This window comes from Streptomyces sp. PL-25 (assembly GCF_058344915.1).
This window is the reverse complement of record NZ_CP136997.1, coordinates 1,021,529-1,035,233: the sequence shown is the minus strand read 5'-3', so window position 1 is coordinate 1,035,233 and position 13,705 is coordinate 1,021,529. Positions and strand designations below refer to the sequence as shown.

Genomic DNA, 13,705 nt, shown 5'->3' with positions numbered 1-13,705 from the left:
ATGACTTCCGAGGAACTGCCCCCGCTGTCGGGCAAGGTCGCCCTCGTCACCGGCGCCAGCCGCGGCATCGGCTACGGCGTCGCCGAGGCACTGGTGGCCCGGGGCGACCGGGTCTGCATCACCGGCCGCAACGAGGACGCGCTCAAGGAGGCCGTCGAACGGCTCGGTTCCGACCGGGTCATCGGCGTCGCGGGCAAGGCCCACGACGAGGCCCACCAGGCGGTGGCCGTCGACCGGGTGATGGAGGTGTTCGGACGGGTCGACCACCTGGTCAACAACGCCGGCACCAACCCGGTCTTCGGCCCGATCGCCGACCTCGACCTGAACGTGGCGCGCAAGGTCTTCGAGACCAACGTGATCTCCGCGCTCGGCTTCGCCCAGCGCACCTGGCACGCCTGGCAGAAGGACAACGGCGGCGCCATCGTCAACATCTCCTCGATCGCCGGTCTCGCGCCCTCGCCGTTCATCGGCGCGTACGGCATCAGCAAGGCCGCGATGATCAACCTCACCCAGCAGCTCGCGCACGAGTTCGCGCCGAAGGTGCGGGTCAACGCCATCGCGCCGGGCGTGGTGAAGACACGGTTCGCGCAGGCCCTGTTCGAGGGCCGCGAGGACGAGGCCGCCGCGGCGTACCCGCTCGGCCGGCTCGGCGTGCCCACCGACATCGGCGGCGCGGCGGCGTTCCTCACCTCCGAGCAGTCCGACTGGGTCACCGGCCAGACGCTCGTCGTCGACGGCGGCCTCTTCCTCAACGCGGGCGTGGGCTGATCCGGCCGGGGACACCCACACCGGCACCACCGGGTACACACAGGCACCACCGGTACACAGGCCACCGGTGCACAGGCACGCGGCCGGTGTGCCGGTGGTGTCCCGCGTCGGTCTCCGGCGGGCTCTCCGTGCGGCGTTGTCAGTGGGCGCCTGTAGGTTCTGTGGGCAGGAAGTGACCATAGATCGTGAGGACGTTGACGTGACCGACATCGCCATGCTGCCCGAGTCCTGGCGCGGGGTTCTGGGTGACGAGCTGCAGCAGCCCTACTTCAAGGAGCTGACCGAGTTCGTCGAGGAGGAGCGGGCGAAGGGTCCCGTGTATCCGCCGCGCGAGGAGGTCTTCGCCGCGCTGGACGCCACGCCCTACGACCAGGTGAAGGTCCTCGTCCTCGGTCAGGACCCGTACCACGGCGAGGGGCAGGGCCACGGCCTGTGCTTCTCGGTGCGCCCCGGCGTCAAGGTCCCGCCGTCGCTGCGGAACATCTACAAGGAGATGCGCGAGGAGCTGGGCACCGAGATCCCGGACAACGGCTATCTGATGCCGTGGGCCCGGCAGGGCGTGCTGCTGCTGAACGCGGTGCTCACGGTCCGCTCCGGCGAGGCCAACTCCCACAAGGGGCGCGGCTGGGAGAAGTTCACCGACGCGGTGATCCGCGCGGTGGCCGACCGTCCCGACCCGGCCGTCTTCGTGCTCTGGGGCAACTACGCGCAGAAGAAGCTGCCCCTGATCGACGAGACCCGGCACGTGGTGGTCAAGGGCGCGCACCCCTCGCCGCTGTCCGCGAAGAAGTTCTTCGGCTCCCGTCCGTTCACCCAGATCAACGAGGCGGTCGCGGCGCAGGGACACCAGCCGATCGACTGGCAGATCCCGAACCTGGGCTGAGCCGGAAGGCCGGGAGCCGGGGGACCGGGTGGCGCGGCGGTCAGGGGCGCGCCACCTGTCGGCCGGCCCGTCGTCACGGCGCCGTGCGTCCTGTGTCGTGTCCCGTCCGGGGCTGCCTGAGCCGGATTGCCGGTGGGTGCGGTTAGCGTCGGGGGAGTCGGGTCGGGCACAAGGCTGGCAGGGCTGGAGGCGCCGTGACGGAGCGGCAGGAGCAGACGGCGGGCGACGCCGTGCTGACGCGGATCGGTCAGAGCGTCATCCTGCACCACGCCGGTGACCGCGAGGAGGCCCGCGTGCGTTTCCTCGCGCTCTGGCACGAGCTGGGCGAGGACGGCGACCCGCTGCACCGCTGCACCCTGGCGCACTACCTGGCCGACACCCAGGACGATCCCTCGGACGAACTGGCCTGGGACCTCAGGGCGCTGTCCGCCGCCGAGGAACTCACGGGCGAGCGGCGCCCGGGGCACGAGGGCGCGCCAGCGGTCCGGGCCCTGTATCCGTGCCTGCACCTGAACCTGGCCGCCGACTATGTGAAGCTCGGCCGCAGCGAGGCCGCCCGCAGCCATCTGCGCCGCGCCCGCGGCACCGCCGCCTCCCTCGCCGAGGACAGCTACGGCGACGGCGTCCGCGCGGCCATCCACCACCTGGAGCTGCGGTTGGGCGAGGACGGCCCGGCCGGACCGGGAGAGGACCCGGGCGGACCGCCCCGCCAGCGGTCGTAGCGGCGGACGGCCGGGCGCCGCGGCTGCGCGGGCGGGGCGGGGCGTGCAGGAAGGACACGGAGGCGGGATGCGTGACCGGGCCTGGGCCGCTCAACGCCCGTAGGTCTGGCCGCAGATCTTCGCCTCCGGACTGCCCGGACGCCAGTGGCCGTACTCCTTGCCGAGGGCGCAGATGCCCGGGTTCGCCGGTACGGCGTGCCGGGCGGCGGGTGTCGTGTGCCGTGGCGCGGGCGGATGCGGCGGCCGTGGCGCGGTCTCGTGGCCGGACTTGTAGCCGGGGGCGCCGGGGGCCGTGGAACGCGGCGCCGGGTGCTGGTCCCGCGCCGCGGGCCCGGTCGCGGCGGATGTCGCGGGCGGCGCCGCCGGGGTGTGCGTGCGCGGGCGGGCGTCCGGTGCCGTGGGGCCGTCGGAGGAACCGGCGCGTTCCAGGGCCTCCCGGGCGGGTGCCTGGACGGCGCGCGGGCCGGTACCGCCCTCCGGGCGCGCAGCCGGACCGGCGGCGGAGGCCGTCGCCGGGACACCGGAAGGTGGCCGCTGGACCGTGACGCAGCCGGTGAGGGCCGAGACGGCCAGGGTGATCAGGAGCGTTGCGGCGGTCGTCGTTCGATGCACCCGCGCCACTCTGCTGCCCCGGCGGCCCGCATGACCTGCGGACGGCCGCAGGATGCCCCGCACGGGTGATGTCCCGCCCCTCGGGGAGTGGCCGCCGGGCGCGCGGGTGACGCTGCGGTGCGGGCCGTACCGGGCGACGGCCGTGGCCGGACCCCGCGACCGCCACGCCCTACGACCCTGTAGTCGCCCCGTCGCCCTGTCGCCCTGTCGTCCCGTCGTCCCGTCGCCCCGTTGCCTCCTTCGCCCCGGCGCCCTTTGCCCGGCGCCGCGCTCAGTCTCCGGTCGCGCCGTCGATGCGCTCGCGGATCAGGTCGGCGTGGCCGTTGTGGCGGGCGTACTCCTCGATCATGTGCGTGTAGATCCAGCGCAGGTTGAACGGGTCGGCGCTCGACCTGTGGCGGCCCTCGGAGAGGTCGTCGAGGCTCAGTCCGGCGGCGATGCGGCGCGCGGCGTCGATCTCCGCCTGCCAGGCGGCCTGGGCCTCGGCCCAGGTGTCGGCAGCGGTGACGCGGAAGTCGCCGTCCAGGTCCTGGTCGTCGTAGTAGATCGGCGGCGCGTCCTCGCCCGCCATCACCCGGCGGAACCAGCCGCGCTCCACCTCCGCCATGTGCCGCACCAGCCCCAGCAGGGTCAGCCCGGAAGGCTCCGCGGACGCGGTGCGCAACTGCTCGTCGGTCAGGCCCTCGCACTTCCACGCGAGTGTCTGCCGGTGGTAGTCCAGCCAGCCGTCCAGCATGGTGCGCTCGTCGGCGTTCTGGGCGGGCTCGCGGCGTTCGGTCGTCGTCATACGCTGATCCTCGCGCAGGTCAGACCCTCGCACCAGGAGTTTTTCCCCCGCCCCCGAGCATGCCGCCCAGCAGTTCCCGCAGGCCGGCCCTTACGTCGTCGAGTCGCGGGCGCCGCGCGTGGAAGGTCCCGGCCACGCACGAGAACATCAGCCCGTCCGCCCACGCGACGAGGGACAGCACATGCCGCTCAGGGTCCGTGGAGCCCATCGCCGTGACCAGTGCGGTGAGCTGGTCGCGGAAGCGGGCGCCCGCGGCGTCGAAGGGGGCGCGCAGCTCCGGGCGGCGGGTCGCCTCCAGGGCCAGCTCGTAGCGGGCGAGCGTCAGCCGGCGGTTGCCGGTGAGCGCGCGATGGGTGGCGAGCGCCAGGCCGTCCACCAGCGAGTCCAGGCCGCCGGTCCGCGGATCCGGCATCTCGTGCAGCGCCAGCACCCGGGCCTCCCGGTCGGCCAGCCTCCGTACGGCCAGTTCCAGCAGCGCCTGCCGGGTGCGCGCGATGTTCGACGTCGAGCCCTGCGGAAGCCCGGCCGCCTCGTCGACGGCCCGGTGCGTCAGCCCGCGCATCCCGCGCTCGGCGAGCAGCGCGAGGGCGGCGTCGGCCACGCGGTCGGCGCGGGTGGCGGAGGCGGCGGGACCGGCGCTGTCCGGGGTGCCGGGGTCATCGGGGCTGTCAGGGCTGACAGGGCTGTCGGCGCGCGGGGCGGGTGCGTCGGGAGCGGGCATGGAGATCAACCTACCGGCGGACTACGCCCGTAGTGCACCTCACTACATCCGTAGTACGGTCGGGGTGTCCAAGCGTCACTACAGGTGTAGTCTCGACTGTGCGGGAGGCAGCCATGTCCCAGCCCCAAGCCCCGAACCCGTCCGCGGGCCCGTCCCCGGCCGTCGTCATCATCGGCGGGGGCATCGGAGGGCTGGCCGCCGCCGCGGCCCTGCACCTGTCCGGACGCCGGGTCACCGTGCTGGAGCGCGCCCCTTCCCTGGAACCGGTCGGCGCGGCCATCTCCCTCTCCCCGAACGCCCTGCGCGCCCTGGACGTCCTCGGCGTCGGCGACCGGATCCGCGATCTGGCCGCCTGGCAGGGCGACGGCGGGCTGCGCACACCCGGCGGCCACTGGCTGGCCCGCACCGACGCCGCCGCGGCGGCCGCACGCTTCGGCGGCCCCATCGTGCTGCTGCCCCGGGCCACGCTGGTCGGTGTGCTGGCCTCGCTGTTGCCTCCCGGCACCGTCCGCACGTCCGTGGACGCCCGCCTCGCCGACCCCGGGGACGCGCACAGGCCGGCCCGGGTGACCACCCCCGACGGCGAACTGGAGGCCGACCTGGTGGTCGCCGCCGACGGCATCCACTCCGCGTCCCGCCGGACCCTGTTCCCGGACCACCCCGGGCCCGTCTACTCCGGGTTCACGACCTGGCGCGTCATGATCCCGGTACCGGGCGCCGCGTTCCCCTCCCACGAGACCTGGGGCCGCGGCTGCCTGTGGGGCACCCACCCGCTCAAGGACGGCCGGGTGTACGCGTACGCCGCGGCGCGGACGCCCGCCGGGCAGCGCGCCGACGACGAACGCGCCGAACTCCTGCGCCGCTTCGGCCACTGGCACCACCCGGTCCCCGCCGTCCTCGCCGCCGCCCGCCCCGAGGACGTGCTCCGCCACGACGTCCACCACCTCGCACCGCCGCCGCCCGCCTACCACCGCGGCCGGACCGCTCTGCTCGGCGACGCCGCGCACGCCATGCCGCCCACCCTCGGCCAGGGCGGCAACCTGGCCGTCGAGGACGCCGTCGTCCTCGCCCACCACGTCGATGACCTGGCCGCCTACACCGCAGCCCGGCTGCCCCGGGCGACCGCCCTCACCCGCCGGGCCGTCCGGGTCGCCCGCGTGAACATGACGGGCAGCCGCGCCGGTGCCGCCGTACGCGACGCGCTGGTCACCGCCGTCTCCAGGACCGTGCCGGGAGCGCTGCTGCGCGGCTTCGACGGCGTCGCCGACTGGCGCCCTCCGCAGCCGCCGTATGCTGCGGTGCGGGCGGGCCGGACACCCGCCGCCCGAGGCAACGAGCACGGCTGAACGCGAACGGACGGCGCCGCACGGCGGCGTCCGCGACGGCCGGTCGAGCGACGACGAAGGAGCGCACGTGAAGGTCGGCTGCATCGGACTGGGCGACATCGCGCAGAAGGCGTACCTGCCGGTCCTCGGCGCGCAGCCCGGCGTCGACCTGCACATCCAGACCCGGACGCCCGCCACCCTCCAGCGGGTCGGCGACATCCTCCACCTGCCCGCCGAGCGCCGCCACGCCGACCTCGACTCCCTGCTCGCGCAGGATCTCGACGCGGCCTTCGTGCACGCGCCCACCGCCGTCCACCCCGAGATCGTCACCCGGCTCCTGGAGGCCGGCGTCCCCACGTACGTCGACAAGCCGCTCGCCTACGAACTCGCCGACTCCGCCCGCCTGGTGGCGCTCGCCGAGGAGCGCGGCGCCGGGCTCATGGTCGGCTTCAACCGGCGCTACGCGCCCGGGTACGCGCAGTGCGCCGAGCACCCGCGCGAGCTGATCCTGCTCCAGAAGAACCGGGTCGGGCTGCCCGAGGAGCCCCGCACGATGGTCCTCGACGACTTCATCCATGTCGTGGACACCCTGCGGTTCCTGGTGCCGGGACCGGTCGACGACGTCACCGTGCGCGGCCGGATGCGGGACGGGCTGCTGGAGCACGTGGTGCTGCAACTGGCCGGGGACGGCTTCACCGCGCTCGGTGTGATGAACCGGCTCAGCGGCTCCGCCGAGGAGATCCTGGAGGTCTCCGGGCAGGACACCAAGCGGCAGGTGGTCAACCTCTCCGAGACCGTCGACCACAAGGGGCAGCCGACCCTGCGGCGGCGCGGCGACTGGGTGCCCGTCGCCCGCCAGCGCGGCATCGAGCAGGCCGTGCTGACCTTCCTCGACGCCGTGCGCGAGGGGCGGGTGCTCAGCGCCCGGGACGCGCTGGAGACCCACGACCTGTGCGAGCGCGTGGTGCGGACGGTGCTGGAGCGCCCCGGCGCCGCCGCCTGAGCACCTTCCGCACGCCCTCGTGCGCCCCCACCGCGGCCAGCACCAGCAGCGCCGCGTGCACCGGCCAGTCGCCGAGGCGGACGTACGGGGTGACGCCGTGCGCGACCGGTACCTCGTACACCCGGGCGGTGCTGTCGCCGGTGCCCAGCCAGGGGCCGATCCGCCGCCCGTCCGGGCCGTAGACGGCGGACACGCCGGTCAGGGTGGCGTGCACCATGGGCCGTCCGGTCTCGGCGGCCCGCAGCGCGCCGAGCGAGGCGTGCTGCTCGGGCGCCCAGCTGTGCTGGAAGGTCGACGTCGACGACTGGGCGAGCAGCACCCCGGCGCCGTCCCGCGCCAGATGGCGGCTCATGTCCGGGAACGCGGTCTCGAAGCAGACCAGCGGGCCGATCCGCAGCCCGTGCCCGACGTCCATGACCACCTGCTCGGTGCCCCGCCTGCGGTTCTCGCCCGCGGCCTTGCCGACGGAGGTCGCCCAGCCGAGCAGTGAGCGGGCCGGGATGTACTCGCCGAACGGGACCAGCCGCATCTTGTCGTACCGCTCACCGGTCGGGCCCTGCGGTCCGACGAGCACGGAACTCTTGTAGATCCCGGGCCGGTCGGAGCGCCGGGCGTCCACATTGACCAGGACGTCCGCGCCGACCTCCCGGGAGAGGGCCGCGATCCGCCGGGCCAGGTCGGGCCGGTCGGCCAGGTCGAAGCCGACGCTGCTCTCGCCCCACACGACCAGGTCCACACCGCGCCCCGCGAGACCGCGGGTCAGCTGCTCCTCCCGGTCGAAACGCCGCTGGCCGCTCTCGGCGCCGTCGACCACACCCGGCTGCACCACCGCGACGCGGACCTGGCCGTCGACGGCGGGACGCGGCGCCCACACCCACGCCGCGGAGGTCACCGCGGCGGTCACGGCGAGCCCGGCCACCGCGGGCACCCGCACCCCACGCGCCGCCACGAGCAGGGCGAGGGCCGCATTGACGGCCACCACCAGGAAGCTGAGCAGCCACACCCCGCCCACCGACGCCAGGCGCAGCGCGGGCGCCACCTGCCACTGGCTGGCGCCCAGCATCCCCCAGGGCCCGCCGAGCCCCTGCCAGGACCGCACGAGTTCCGCGGCCAGCCAGCCCGAGGGCAGCACCACGAGCGCCGCCGCCGCCCGCCCGGCGGAGGGCCGCCCGGCCAGGAACCGCCGCACCAGCCACCCCCAGGGCACCCACAGCACACCCAGCAGCGCCGCGAGCACCACGGTGAACACATGCAGGCTGGGCAGCAGCCAGTGGTGCACGGCCAGCATGTAGCCCAGCCCGCCGCACCAGCCGTCGTAGGCGGCCCGCCGCGCGGTCGGCGCGGACCGCACCAGCAGGATCCACGGCACCAGCGCGCCGTAGGCGAACCACCACAGCGCGGGCGCCGGGAAGGCGAGCATCGGCAGCGCCCCCGCGAGCACCGCGAGCACCCCGCGCCGCCAGGGCGAGTCGAGCCAGCGTCCGAATCTCTCCATAGGGCGCCCTCCTACCCGTCGACGGCCCCGGTCACCCGGTGATCCACGGGTGGATCCAGTGTGCGCGTCCCGCCGCCCGACGCCCAGGCCACCGGCCGGGAGGACGCACCGGACACCGTGGGACACGGGGGACGAGGCGGACGCCCGCGACGGGCGGGCGCCCCGGATATTCGCTGGCCCCGCCGGGCACGGCCGCCGATGCTGGGCGCGTGAACGATCAGTCTCCCGAGCCGATGCCCCGCTTCGGTGTCCGCGCCCGCCACACCGCGTCCACAATCACCGTCTACCAGGCCTACCGCCCGCAGATCGGCGGCCCGGCCGCCCGCGACGGCCGTTTCCCGTCCACCTGGAAGCGGGACCGGATGACCTGGATCAAGCCGTCGTTCCTCTGGATGATGTACCGCTGCGGCTGGGGGACCAAGGAAGGCCAGGAGACCGTCCTGGCCGTCGAGATCGACCGCGGCGGGTTCGAGTGGGCGCTGCGGCACGCCTGCCTCTCGCACCATGTACCGGCCCTGCACGGTGACCGTGCCTCCTGGCAGGCGCGGCTGAGACAGGCGCCCGCGCGGGTGCAGTGGGACCCGGAGCGGGACCTGGGGCTCGCTCCGCTGCCGTACCGCTCCCTGCAGCTCGGGCTCGCCGGTGAGGCCGCGGTCCGGTACGCGGACGAGTGGATCGCCGGGATCGAGGACGTCACGCCGCTCGCGGCCAAGATCCACGCGTTGGTCCGGTCGGGTGAGCCGGAGCGGGCGCGGGCGCTGCTGCCCGAGGAGCGGCCGTACCCGCTGGACGACGAGGTGCTCGCGCATGTGCGGGCCTAGGCTGATCACATGCGGGCGGTGTCCGGCGCGGATGCCGGGGCCCCGGCCCGCGGACGGCGCGAGCAGGCGGGAACGGAACCGGAGGTCGGCATGAAGCGACTCGTGACGGTCGTCACCGGGGGCAGCCGGGGCATCGGCGCCGCGGTCTGCCGGCGGCTGGCCGGCGACGGCCATGACGTGGTGATCGGCTACGTCCGCGACACCGGCGCCGCCGAGGCCGTCGCCGACGAGGTGCTGGAGGCCGGGGCGCGCAGCGTCGCCGTGCGGGTGGACACCTCGGTGGAGGCCGATGTCGAGCGGCTGTTCGCCGTGGCGGAGGAGCGGCTCGGGCCGGTGACGGGGCTGGTGAACAACGCCGGTGTGACCGGGCCGCTGGGCCGCCTCGCCGACGCGGACCCGGCCGACCTGCGCCGGGTCGTGGACGTCAACCTCACGGGCACGCTGCTGTGCTCGCGCCGCGCGGCCCAGCTGATGACCCCGCGCGGAAGCGGTGTGATCGTGAACGTGTCGTCCGCCGCCGCCACGCTCGGCAGTCCCGGCGAGTATGTGCACTACGCGGCGACGAAGGCCGCCGTCGACGCGCTGACCCTGGGGCTGGCCAAGGAACTCGGCCCGGACGGCATCCGTGTCAACGCGGTCGCGCCGGGCATGATCGACACCGAGATGCACGCGGCGATGGGCGATCCGGACCGGGTCCGCCGTGCCTCCGGCGCGATCCCGCTGCGCCGCCCGGGGCGGGCCGAGGAGATCGCCGCCGCCGTCGCGTGGCTGATGTCACCGGACGCCTCCTACGCGTCGGGAGCGGTGCTGCGGGTGTCCGGCGGGCGCTGAACCGGCGGTGGCGTGCGCGGTGCGGGGGTCTGCCGGCGGTCGGGAGGCGGCACGGCCGGTGCGCGCGGCGGGCGGCCGGGCCGGTCAGGCCGCTTTGATCACCCGGCCCCGGATGGCGGCGGCCCACTCGACCACCAGCAGTTCGTACTCCGCGCGCTCCTGGGCCGACAGGGACCCGCCCGCACGCAGCCAGAGCGCCCGGATCTGCTCGTTCAGCTCGGCGGCGGACCGCACGGAACCAAGGGCCATGGAATCGGGGGACATGCCCCAAGCCTAGGGGCAAGCACTGACACAGCGCTACCGGACGGCTACAGGAACCGTAGGGAGTCGGTCACCTGTGCGAGGCCGTCCCGCGTCCGCGGGCCGCTCACTCCGCCGACTCGGCCGCGTGCGGGCTGAGTACACCGGCCGTGACCAGACCGATGATGACCAGGCCCAGCACCACCCGGTACCAGACGAACGGCATGAAACTCTTCGTCGAGATGTAAGCCATGAACCAAGCGATGACCCCGTATCCCGACACGAACGCGATCACCGTCGCGAACAGCGTCGGTCCCCAGACCACCTGGCCGGTCTCCATCGCGTCCTTCAACTCGAAGACGCCGGAGGCCAGTACGGCCGGAATGGCCAGCAGGAAGGAGTAACGGGCCGCCGCCTCGCGCCGGTAGCCCATGAAGAGGCCGCCGCTGATGGTGGCGCCGGAGCGGGAGACGCCCGGGATCAGCGCCATCGCCTGGCAACAGCCGTAGATCAGACCGTCCTTGACGCCCAGGTCGCGCAGGGACTTGCGCTGCTGGGGCGCCCGGTGCCGGCCGCCCTTCTCGTCGCGCGCCGCCGTCCGGTCGGCGATGCCGATGACCACACCGACCACGACGAGCATCGTCGCCGTGATCCGCAGATCGCGGAACGGCCCCTCGATCTGGTCCTTGAGCGTCAGGCCGAGCACCCCGATCGGGACGGAGCCGACGATGACCAGCCAGCCCATGCGGGCGTCGGGGTCCGCGCGCATCGACCGGTCGAAGAGCGAGCGGGACCAGGCGGCGACGATGCGCCCGATGTCCTTGCGGAAGTAGATCAGCACGGCCGCCTCCGTGCCGATCTGGGTGATCGCCGTGAAGGCGGCGCCGGGGTCGTCCCAGCCCGAGAAGGCCGCCGTCAGCCGCAGATGCGCGCTGGAGGAGACGGGAAGGAACTCGGTCAGCCCCTGGACGAGTCCGAGGACGAGCGATGCGAACCAAGACATGGGGGTACGGAGTCCAAGTGCCGAGCGGGCAGGGGCGACGGGCGCACCGGGCCGCCGTGTGCCGCGGGCAGGGCCTGGGGTGCCGAGGGGCAGCGTAGCGGTCCGACATGACGAAAAACCCACCGGGGCTTTACCGGTCGTTTACGAAGAGGTGTGCACCTGTTCGGCTCGGCGCCCCGCTCCCGGTCTCAACGCGCGCGCAGATGATGCCGCTTGCGCCAGGCCACCACCGCGCCCGCCAGGGCCGGTACGGCGATGCAGGCCATCGCGACGAGGAAGGCCGGGGAGGTGGGGGTGGCGGCGCGGGCGCCCGCGACCGCGTAGGCGGCGGTGTTCGGGACCGAGCCGACCGCCGTGGCCAGCAGGAACGCGGGCCAGCCCATGCGGGAGACGGCGGCGCAGTAGTTGGCGGCCCAGAACGGCACCCCGGGGAACAGCCGGGCGGCCAGCATCGAACGGAAACCGTGCCGGCTCAGCTGCCCGTCCGCCGCCCGAAGCAACCGGCCGCGCAGCAGCGGCCGCAGCGCGTCCTGCCCGAGCACCCGGCCGAGCCCGAAGGCGATCCCGGCGCCCAGGACCGTACCGGCGAGCGCCGCCGCCAGTCCCGCGCCCGAGCCGAACAGCGCGCCCGCGGCGAGGTTCAGCAGCGGGCGCGGCACGAACGCCACCGTGCACACGCCGTACGCCGCCGCGAACAGCAGCACGGCCGCGAACCCGCCGAGCTGCGGCGGCCAGCCGTGCGCCAGCAGTCTCTGCGGCTGGAAGAGCAGGACGCAGGTCCCGGCCGCCGCGAGCAGCGCCAGCAGCAGGGACAGCCGCGACCACGGCGACAGCAGCACGCGCGCGCAGCGGGCGGACACGGTGAGGGAGACCGGCGCGGCCGTGAGCACGGCGGCGCCCGGCTCCGCGGCGGTGGCCCGGGGAGAGGCCGTGGCGGTGCCCCCAGAGCGGTTGGTGGCATCGAGCATCTGGTGACATTAACCGACGGGTGTGTCTGATCGCCGTACGGTTCGTCTCACCCACGTCACAGACGCCGGTCCGCGTACGGGCGCCCGGGTGCCGCCGCGGGGCCGAAAACCATTCGACGCGCGCCGGTCGTCCGGCGATGATCGGAGCATGTTCCGGCACGCCTTCCTCCTCGCAGCATCCGCGGTCGCGGATGCTCCGAAGGCTGCCGTCCGGATCCTCACGGCCGCAGTCGACGGCGCCCGAAGCTGACCCTCCCCGGATCGTCCGGCGGACCCCGCAGGGGGAGGGTCGGCGCTCTCCCGGGGTCCCGTCACACTTCTCACCGGCTTCGAGGTACACCCATGTCCAAGACGGCGTACGTCCGCACCAAACCGCATCTGAACATCGGCACGATGGGCCATGTCGACCACGGCAAGACCACGTTGACGGCGGCCATCACCAAGGTCCTGGCCGAGCGCGGCGGCGGCACGTTCGTGCCCTTCGACCGCATCGACCGGGCGCCCGAGGAGGCCGCCCGCGGCATCACCATCAACATCGCGCACGTCGAGTACGAGACCGACACCCGGCACTACGCGCACGTCGACATGCCCGGCCACGCCGACTACGTCAAGAACATGGTCACCGGGGCCGCGCAGCTCGACGGGGCGATCCTCGTCGTCTCCGCGCTCGACGGGATCATGCCGCAGACCGCCGAACACGTGCTGCTCGCCCGGCAGGTGGGCGTCGACCACATCGTCGTCGCCCTCAACAAGGCCGACGCGGGCGACGACGAGCTGACCGACCTGGTCGAGCTGGAGGTCCGCGACCTGCTCACCCGCCAGGGCTACGCCGGTGACGCGGTACCGGTCGTCCGGGTCTCCGGACTCAAGGCGCTGGAGGGCGACCCCCGTTGGACGGCGTCGGTCGAGGCGCTGCTCGACGCCGTCGACACCTATGTGCCGATGCCCGAGCGGTACCTGGACGCGCCGTTCCTGCTGCCGGTGGAGAACGTGCTCACCATCACCGGCCGCGGGACCGTCGTGACCGGCGCCGTCGAGCGCGGCACGGTCCGGGTCGGCGACCGGGTCGAGGTGCTGGGCGCCGCGACCGAGACGGTGGTCACCGGCCTGGAGACCTTCGGCAAGCCCATGCGGGAGGCGCAGGCCGGGGACAACGTGGCGCTGCTGCTGCGCGGTGTCCCGCGCGACGCGGTCCGCCGCGGGCACGTCGTGGCCGCCCCCGGCAGCGTGACGCCGCGGCGGCGGTTCACCGCGCGGGTGTACGTGCTGTCGGGCCGCGAGGGCGGCCGGACGACACCGGTGGCCACCGGCTACCGGCCGCAGTTCTACATCCGCACCGCGGACGTGGTCGGTGACGTCGACCTCGGCGGGGCGGCGCTCGCGCGGCCCGGGGACACGGTCACCATGACCGTGGAACTGGGGCGCGAGGTGCCCCTGGAGCCGGGTCTCGGCTTCGCCGTCCGGGAGGGCGGCCGGACCGTGGGGGCCGGGACGGTGACCTCCGTGGAGTGAGGCCGCGCGCGGTC

At 74.3% G+C, this 13,705-nt stretch carries 15 protein-coding genes; 8 read left to right on the top strand and 7 right to left on the bottom strand.

The annotated features are described in order from the left end of the window. The 3 genes from R4Z62_RS04545 (at position 1) to R4Z62_RS04535 (ending at position 2,373) form a co-directional block, all read left to right on the top strand. Positions 1-768, top strand: a complete 768-nt coding sequence (locus R4Z62_RS04545; protein ID WP_018571168.1) for an SDR family oxidoreductase — start codon at positions 1-3, stop codon at positions 766-768. Positions 769-967: 199 nt separating this feature from the next. Beyond that, positions 968-1,651, top strand: a complete 684-nt coding sequence (locus R4Z62_RS04540) for a uracil-DNA glycosylase (protein ID WP_064531518.1) — start codon at positions 968-970, stop codon at positions 1,649-1,651. Between the two features lie 194 nt (positions 1,652-1,845). Further along, complete coding sequence (locus R4Z62_RS04535) at positions 1,846-2,373, top strand: hypothetical protein (protein ID WP_382848698.1); 528 nt, start codon at positions 1,846-1,848, stop codon at positions 2,371-2,373. A gap of 90 nt (positions 2,374-2,463) precedes the next feature. Here R4Z62_RS04535 and R4Z62_RS04530 read toward each other — a convergent pair whose 3' ends face one another. The 3 genes from R4Z62_RS04530 to R4Z62_RS04520 form a co-directional block, all read right to left on the bottom strand. After that, entirely contained in the window at positions 2,464-2,985 is a 522-nt protein-coding gene (locus tag R4Z62_RS04530; protein ID WP_491519186.1) for a hypothetical protein, read from the bottom strand. A 271-nt stretch (positions 2,986-3,256) separates the two neighbouring features. Then, the gene (locus tag R4Z62_RS04525) at positions 3,257-3,772 is read right to left on the bottom strand and encodes a DinB family protein (RefSeq protein ID WP_064531515.1); all 516 of its coding nucleotides are present in this window, start codon (positions 3,770-3,772) and stop codon (positions 3,257-3,259) included. 19 nt (positions 3,773-3,791) lie between these two features. Further along, positions 3,792-4,493, bottom strand: coding sequence for a TetR/AcrR family transcriptional regulator (locus tag R4Z62_RS04520; protein WP_491519185.1), 702 nt, complete (start codon positions 4,491-4,493; stop codon positions 3,792-3,794). 113 nt (positions 4,494-4,606) lie between these two features. On the opposite strand from R4Z62_RS04520, the gene R4Z62_RS04515 reads away from it, so the two are divergent. Together R4Z62_RS04515 and R4Z62_RS04510 are read left to right on the top strand one after the other, a co-directional pair. After that, positions 4,607-5,839: an FAD-dependent monooxygenase gene (locus tag R4Z62_RS04515; protein ID WP_491519184.1), complete on the top strand. Its 1,233-nt coding sequence runs from the start codon at positions 4,607-4,609 to the stop codon at positions 5,837-5,839. Between the two features lie 67 nt (positions 5,840-5,906). Beyond that, positions 5,907-6,821: a Gfo/Idh/MocA family protein gene (locus tag R4Z62_RS04510; RefSeq protein WP_064531513.1), complete on the top strand. Its 915-nt coding sequence runs from the start codon at positions 5,907-5,909 to the stop codon at positions 6,819-6,821. On the opposite strand, the gene lnt is transcribed toward R4Z62_RS04510, so the two are convergent. Next, a complete protein-coding gene (gene lnt / locus R4Z62_RS04505; RefSeq protein ID WP_491519183.1) occupies positions 6,736-8,316 on the bottom strand; it encodes an apolipoprotein N-acyltransferase in 1,581 nt (526 codons plus the stop codon). The genes R4Z62_RS04510 and lnt overlap by 86 nt on opposite strands. Positions 8,317-8,549: 233 nt before the next feature. On the opposite strand from lnt, the gene R4Z62_RS04500 reads away from it, so the two are divergent. Both R4Z62_RS04500 and R4Z62_RS04495 read left to right on the top strand, forming a co-directional pair. Next, entirely contained in the window at positions 8,550-9,137 is a 588-nt protein-coding gene (locus R4Z62_RS04500; protein WP_064531511.1) for a DUF4291 domain-containing protein, read from the top strand. Between the two features lie 90 nt (positions 9,138-9,227). Further along, positions 9,228-9,968: an SDR family NAD(P)-dependent oxidoreductase gene (locus tag R4Z62_RS04495; protein ID WP_064537228.1), complete on the top strand. Its 741-nt coding sequence runs from the start codon at positions 9,228-9,230 to the stop codon at positions 9,966-9,968. Between the two features lie 84 nt (positions 9,969-10,052). Here R4Z62_RS04495 and R4Z62_RS04490 read toward each other — a convergent pair whose 3' ends face one another. The 3 genes from R4Z62_RS04490 to R4Z62_RS04480 all read right to left on the bottom strand — a co-directional run bounded on the left by R4Z62_RS04490 (position 10,053) and on the right by R4Z62_RS04480 (position 12,179). Continuing rightward, positions 10,053-10,232, bottom strand: a complete 180-nt coding sequence (locus R4Z62_RS04490) for a hypothetical protein (protein ID WP_037874387.1) — start codon at positions 10,230-10,232, stop codon at positions 10,053-10,055. A 103-nt stretch (positions 10,233-10,335) separates the two neighbouring features. Then, positions 10,336-11,211 (bottom strand): undecaprenyl-diphosphate phosphatase, encoded by an 876-nt coding sequence (locus tag R4Z62_RS04485; RefSeq protein ID WP_491519182.1) that lies wholly within the window; start codon positions 11,209-11,211, stop codon positions 10,336-10,338. 188 nt (positions 11,212-11,399) lie between these two features. After that, positions 11,400-12,179: a TVP38/TMEM64 family protein gene (locus R4Z62_RS04480; RefSeq protein WP_064531509.1), complete on the bottom strand. Its 780-nt coding sequence runs from the start codon at positions 12,177-12,179 to the stop codon at positions 11,400-11,402. A gap of 342 nt (positions 12,180-12,521) precedes the next feature. Between R4Z62_RS04480 and tuf the strand changes: the two genes are divergently transcribed. Then, on the top strand, positions 12,522-13,691 hold the full coding sequence (gene tuf, locus R4Z62_RS04475) for an elongation factor Tu (protein ID WP_064531508.1): 1,170 nt from the start codon (positions 12,522-12,524) through the stop codon (positions 13,689-13,691). Positions 13,692-13,705 lie beyond the last annotated feature (14 nt).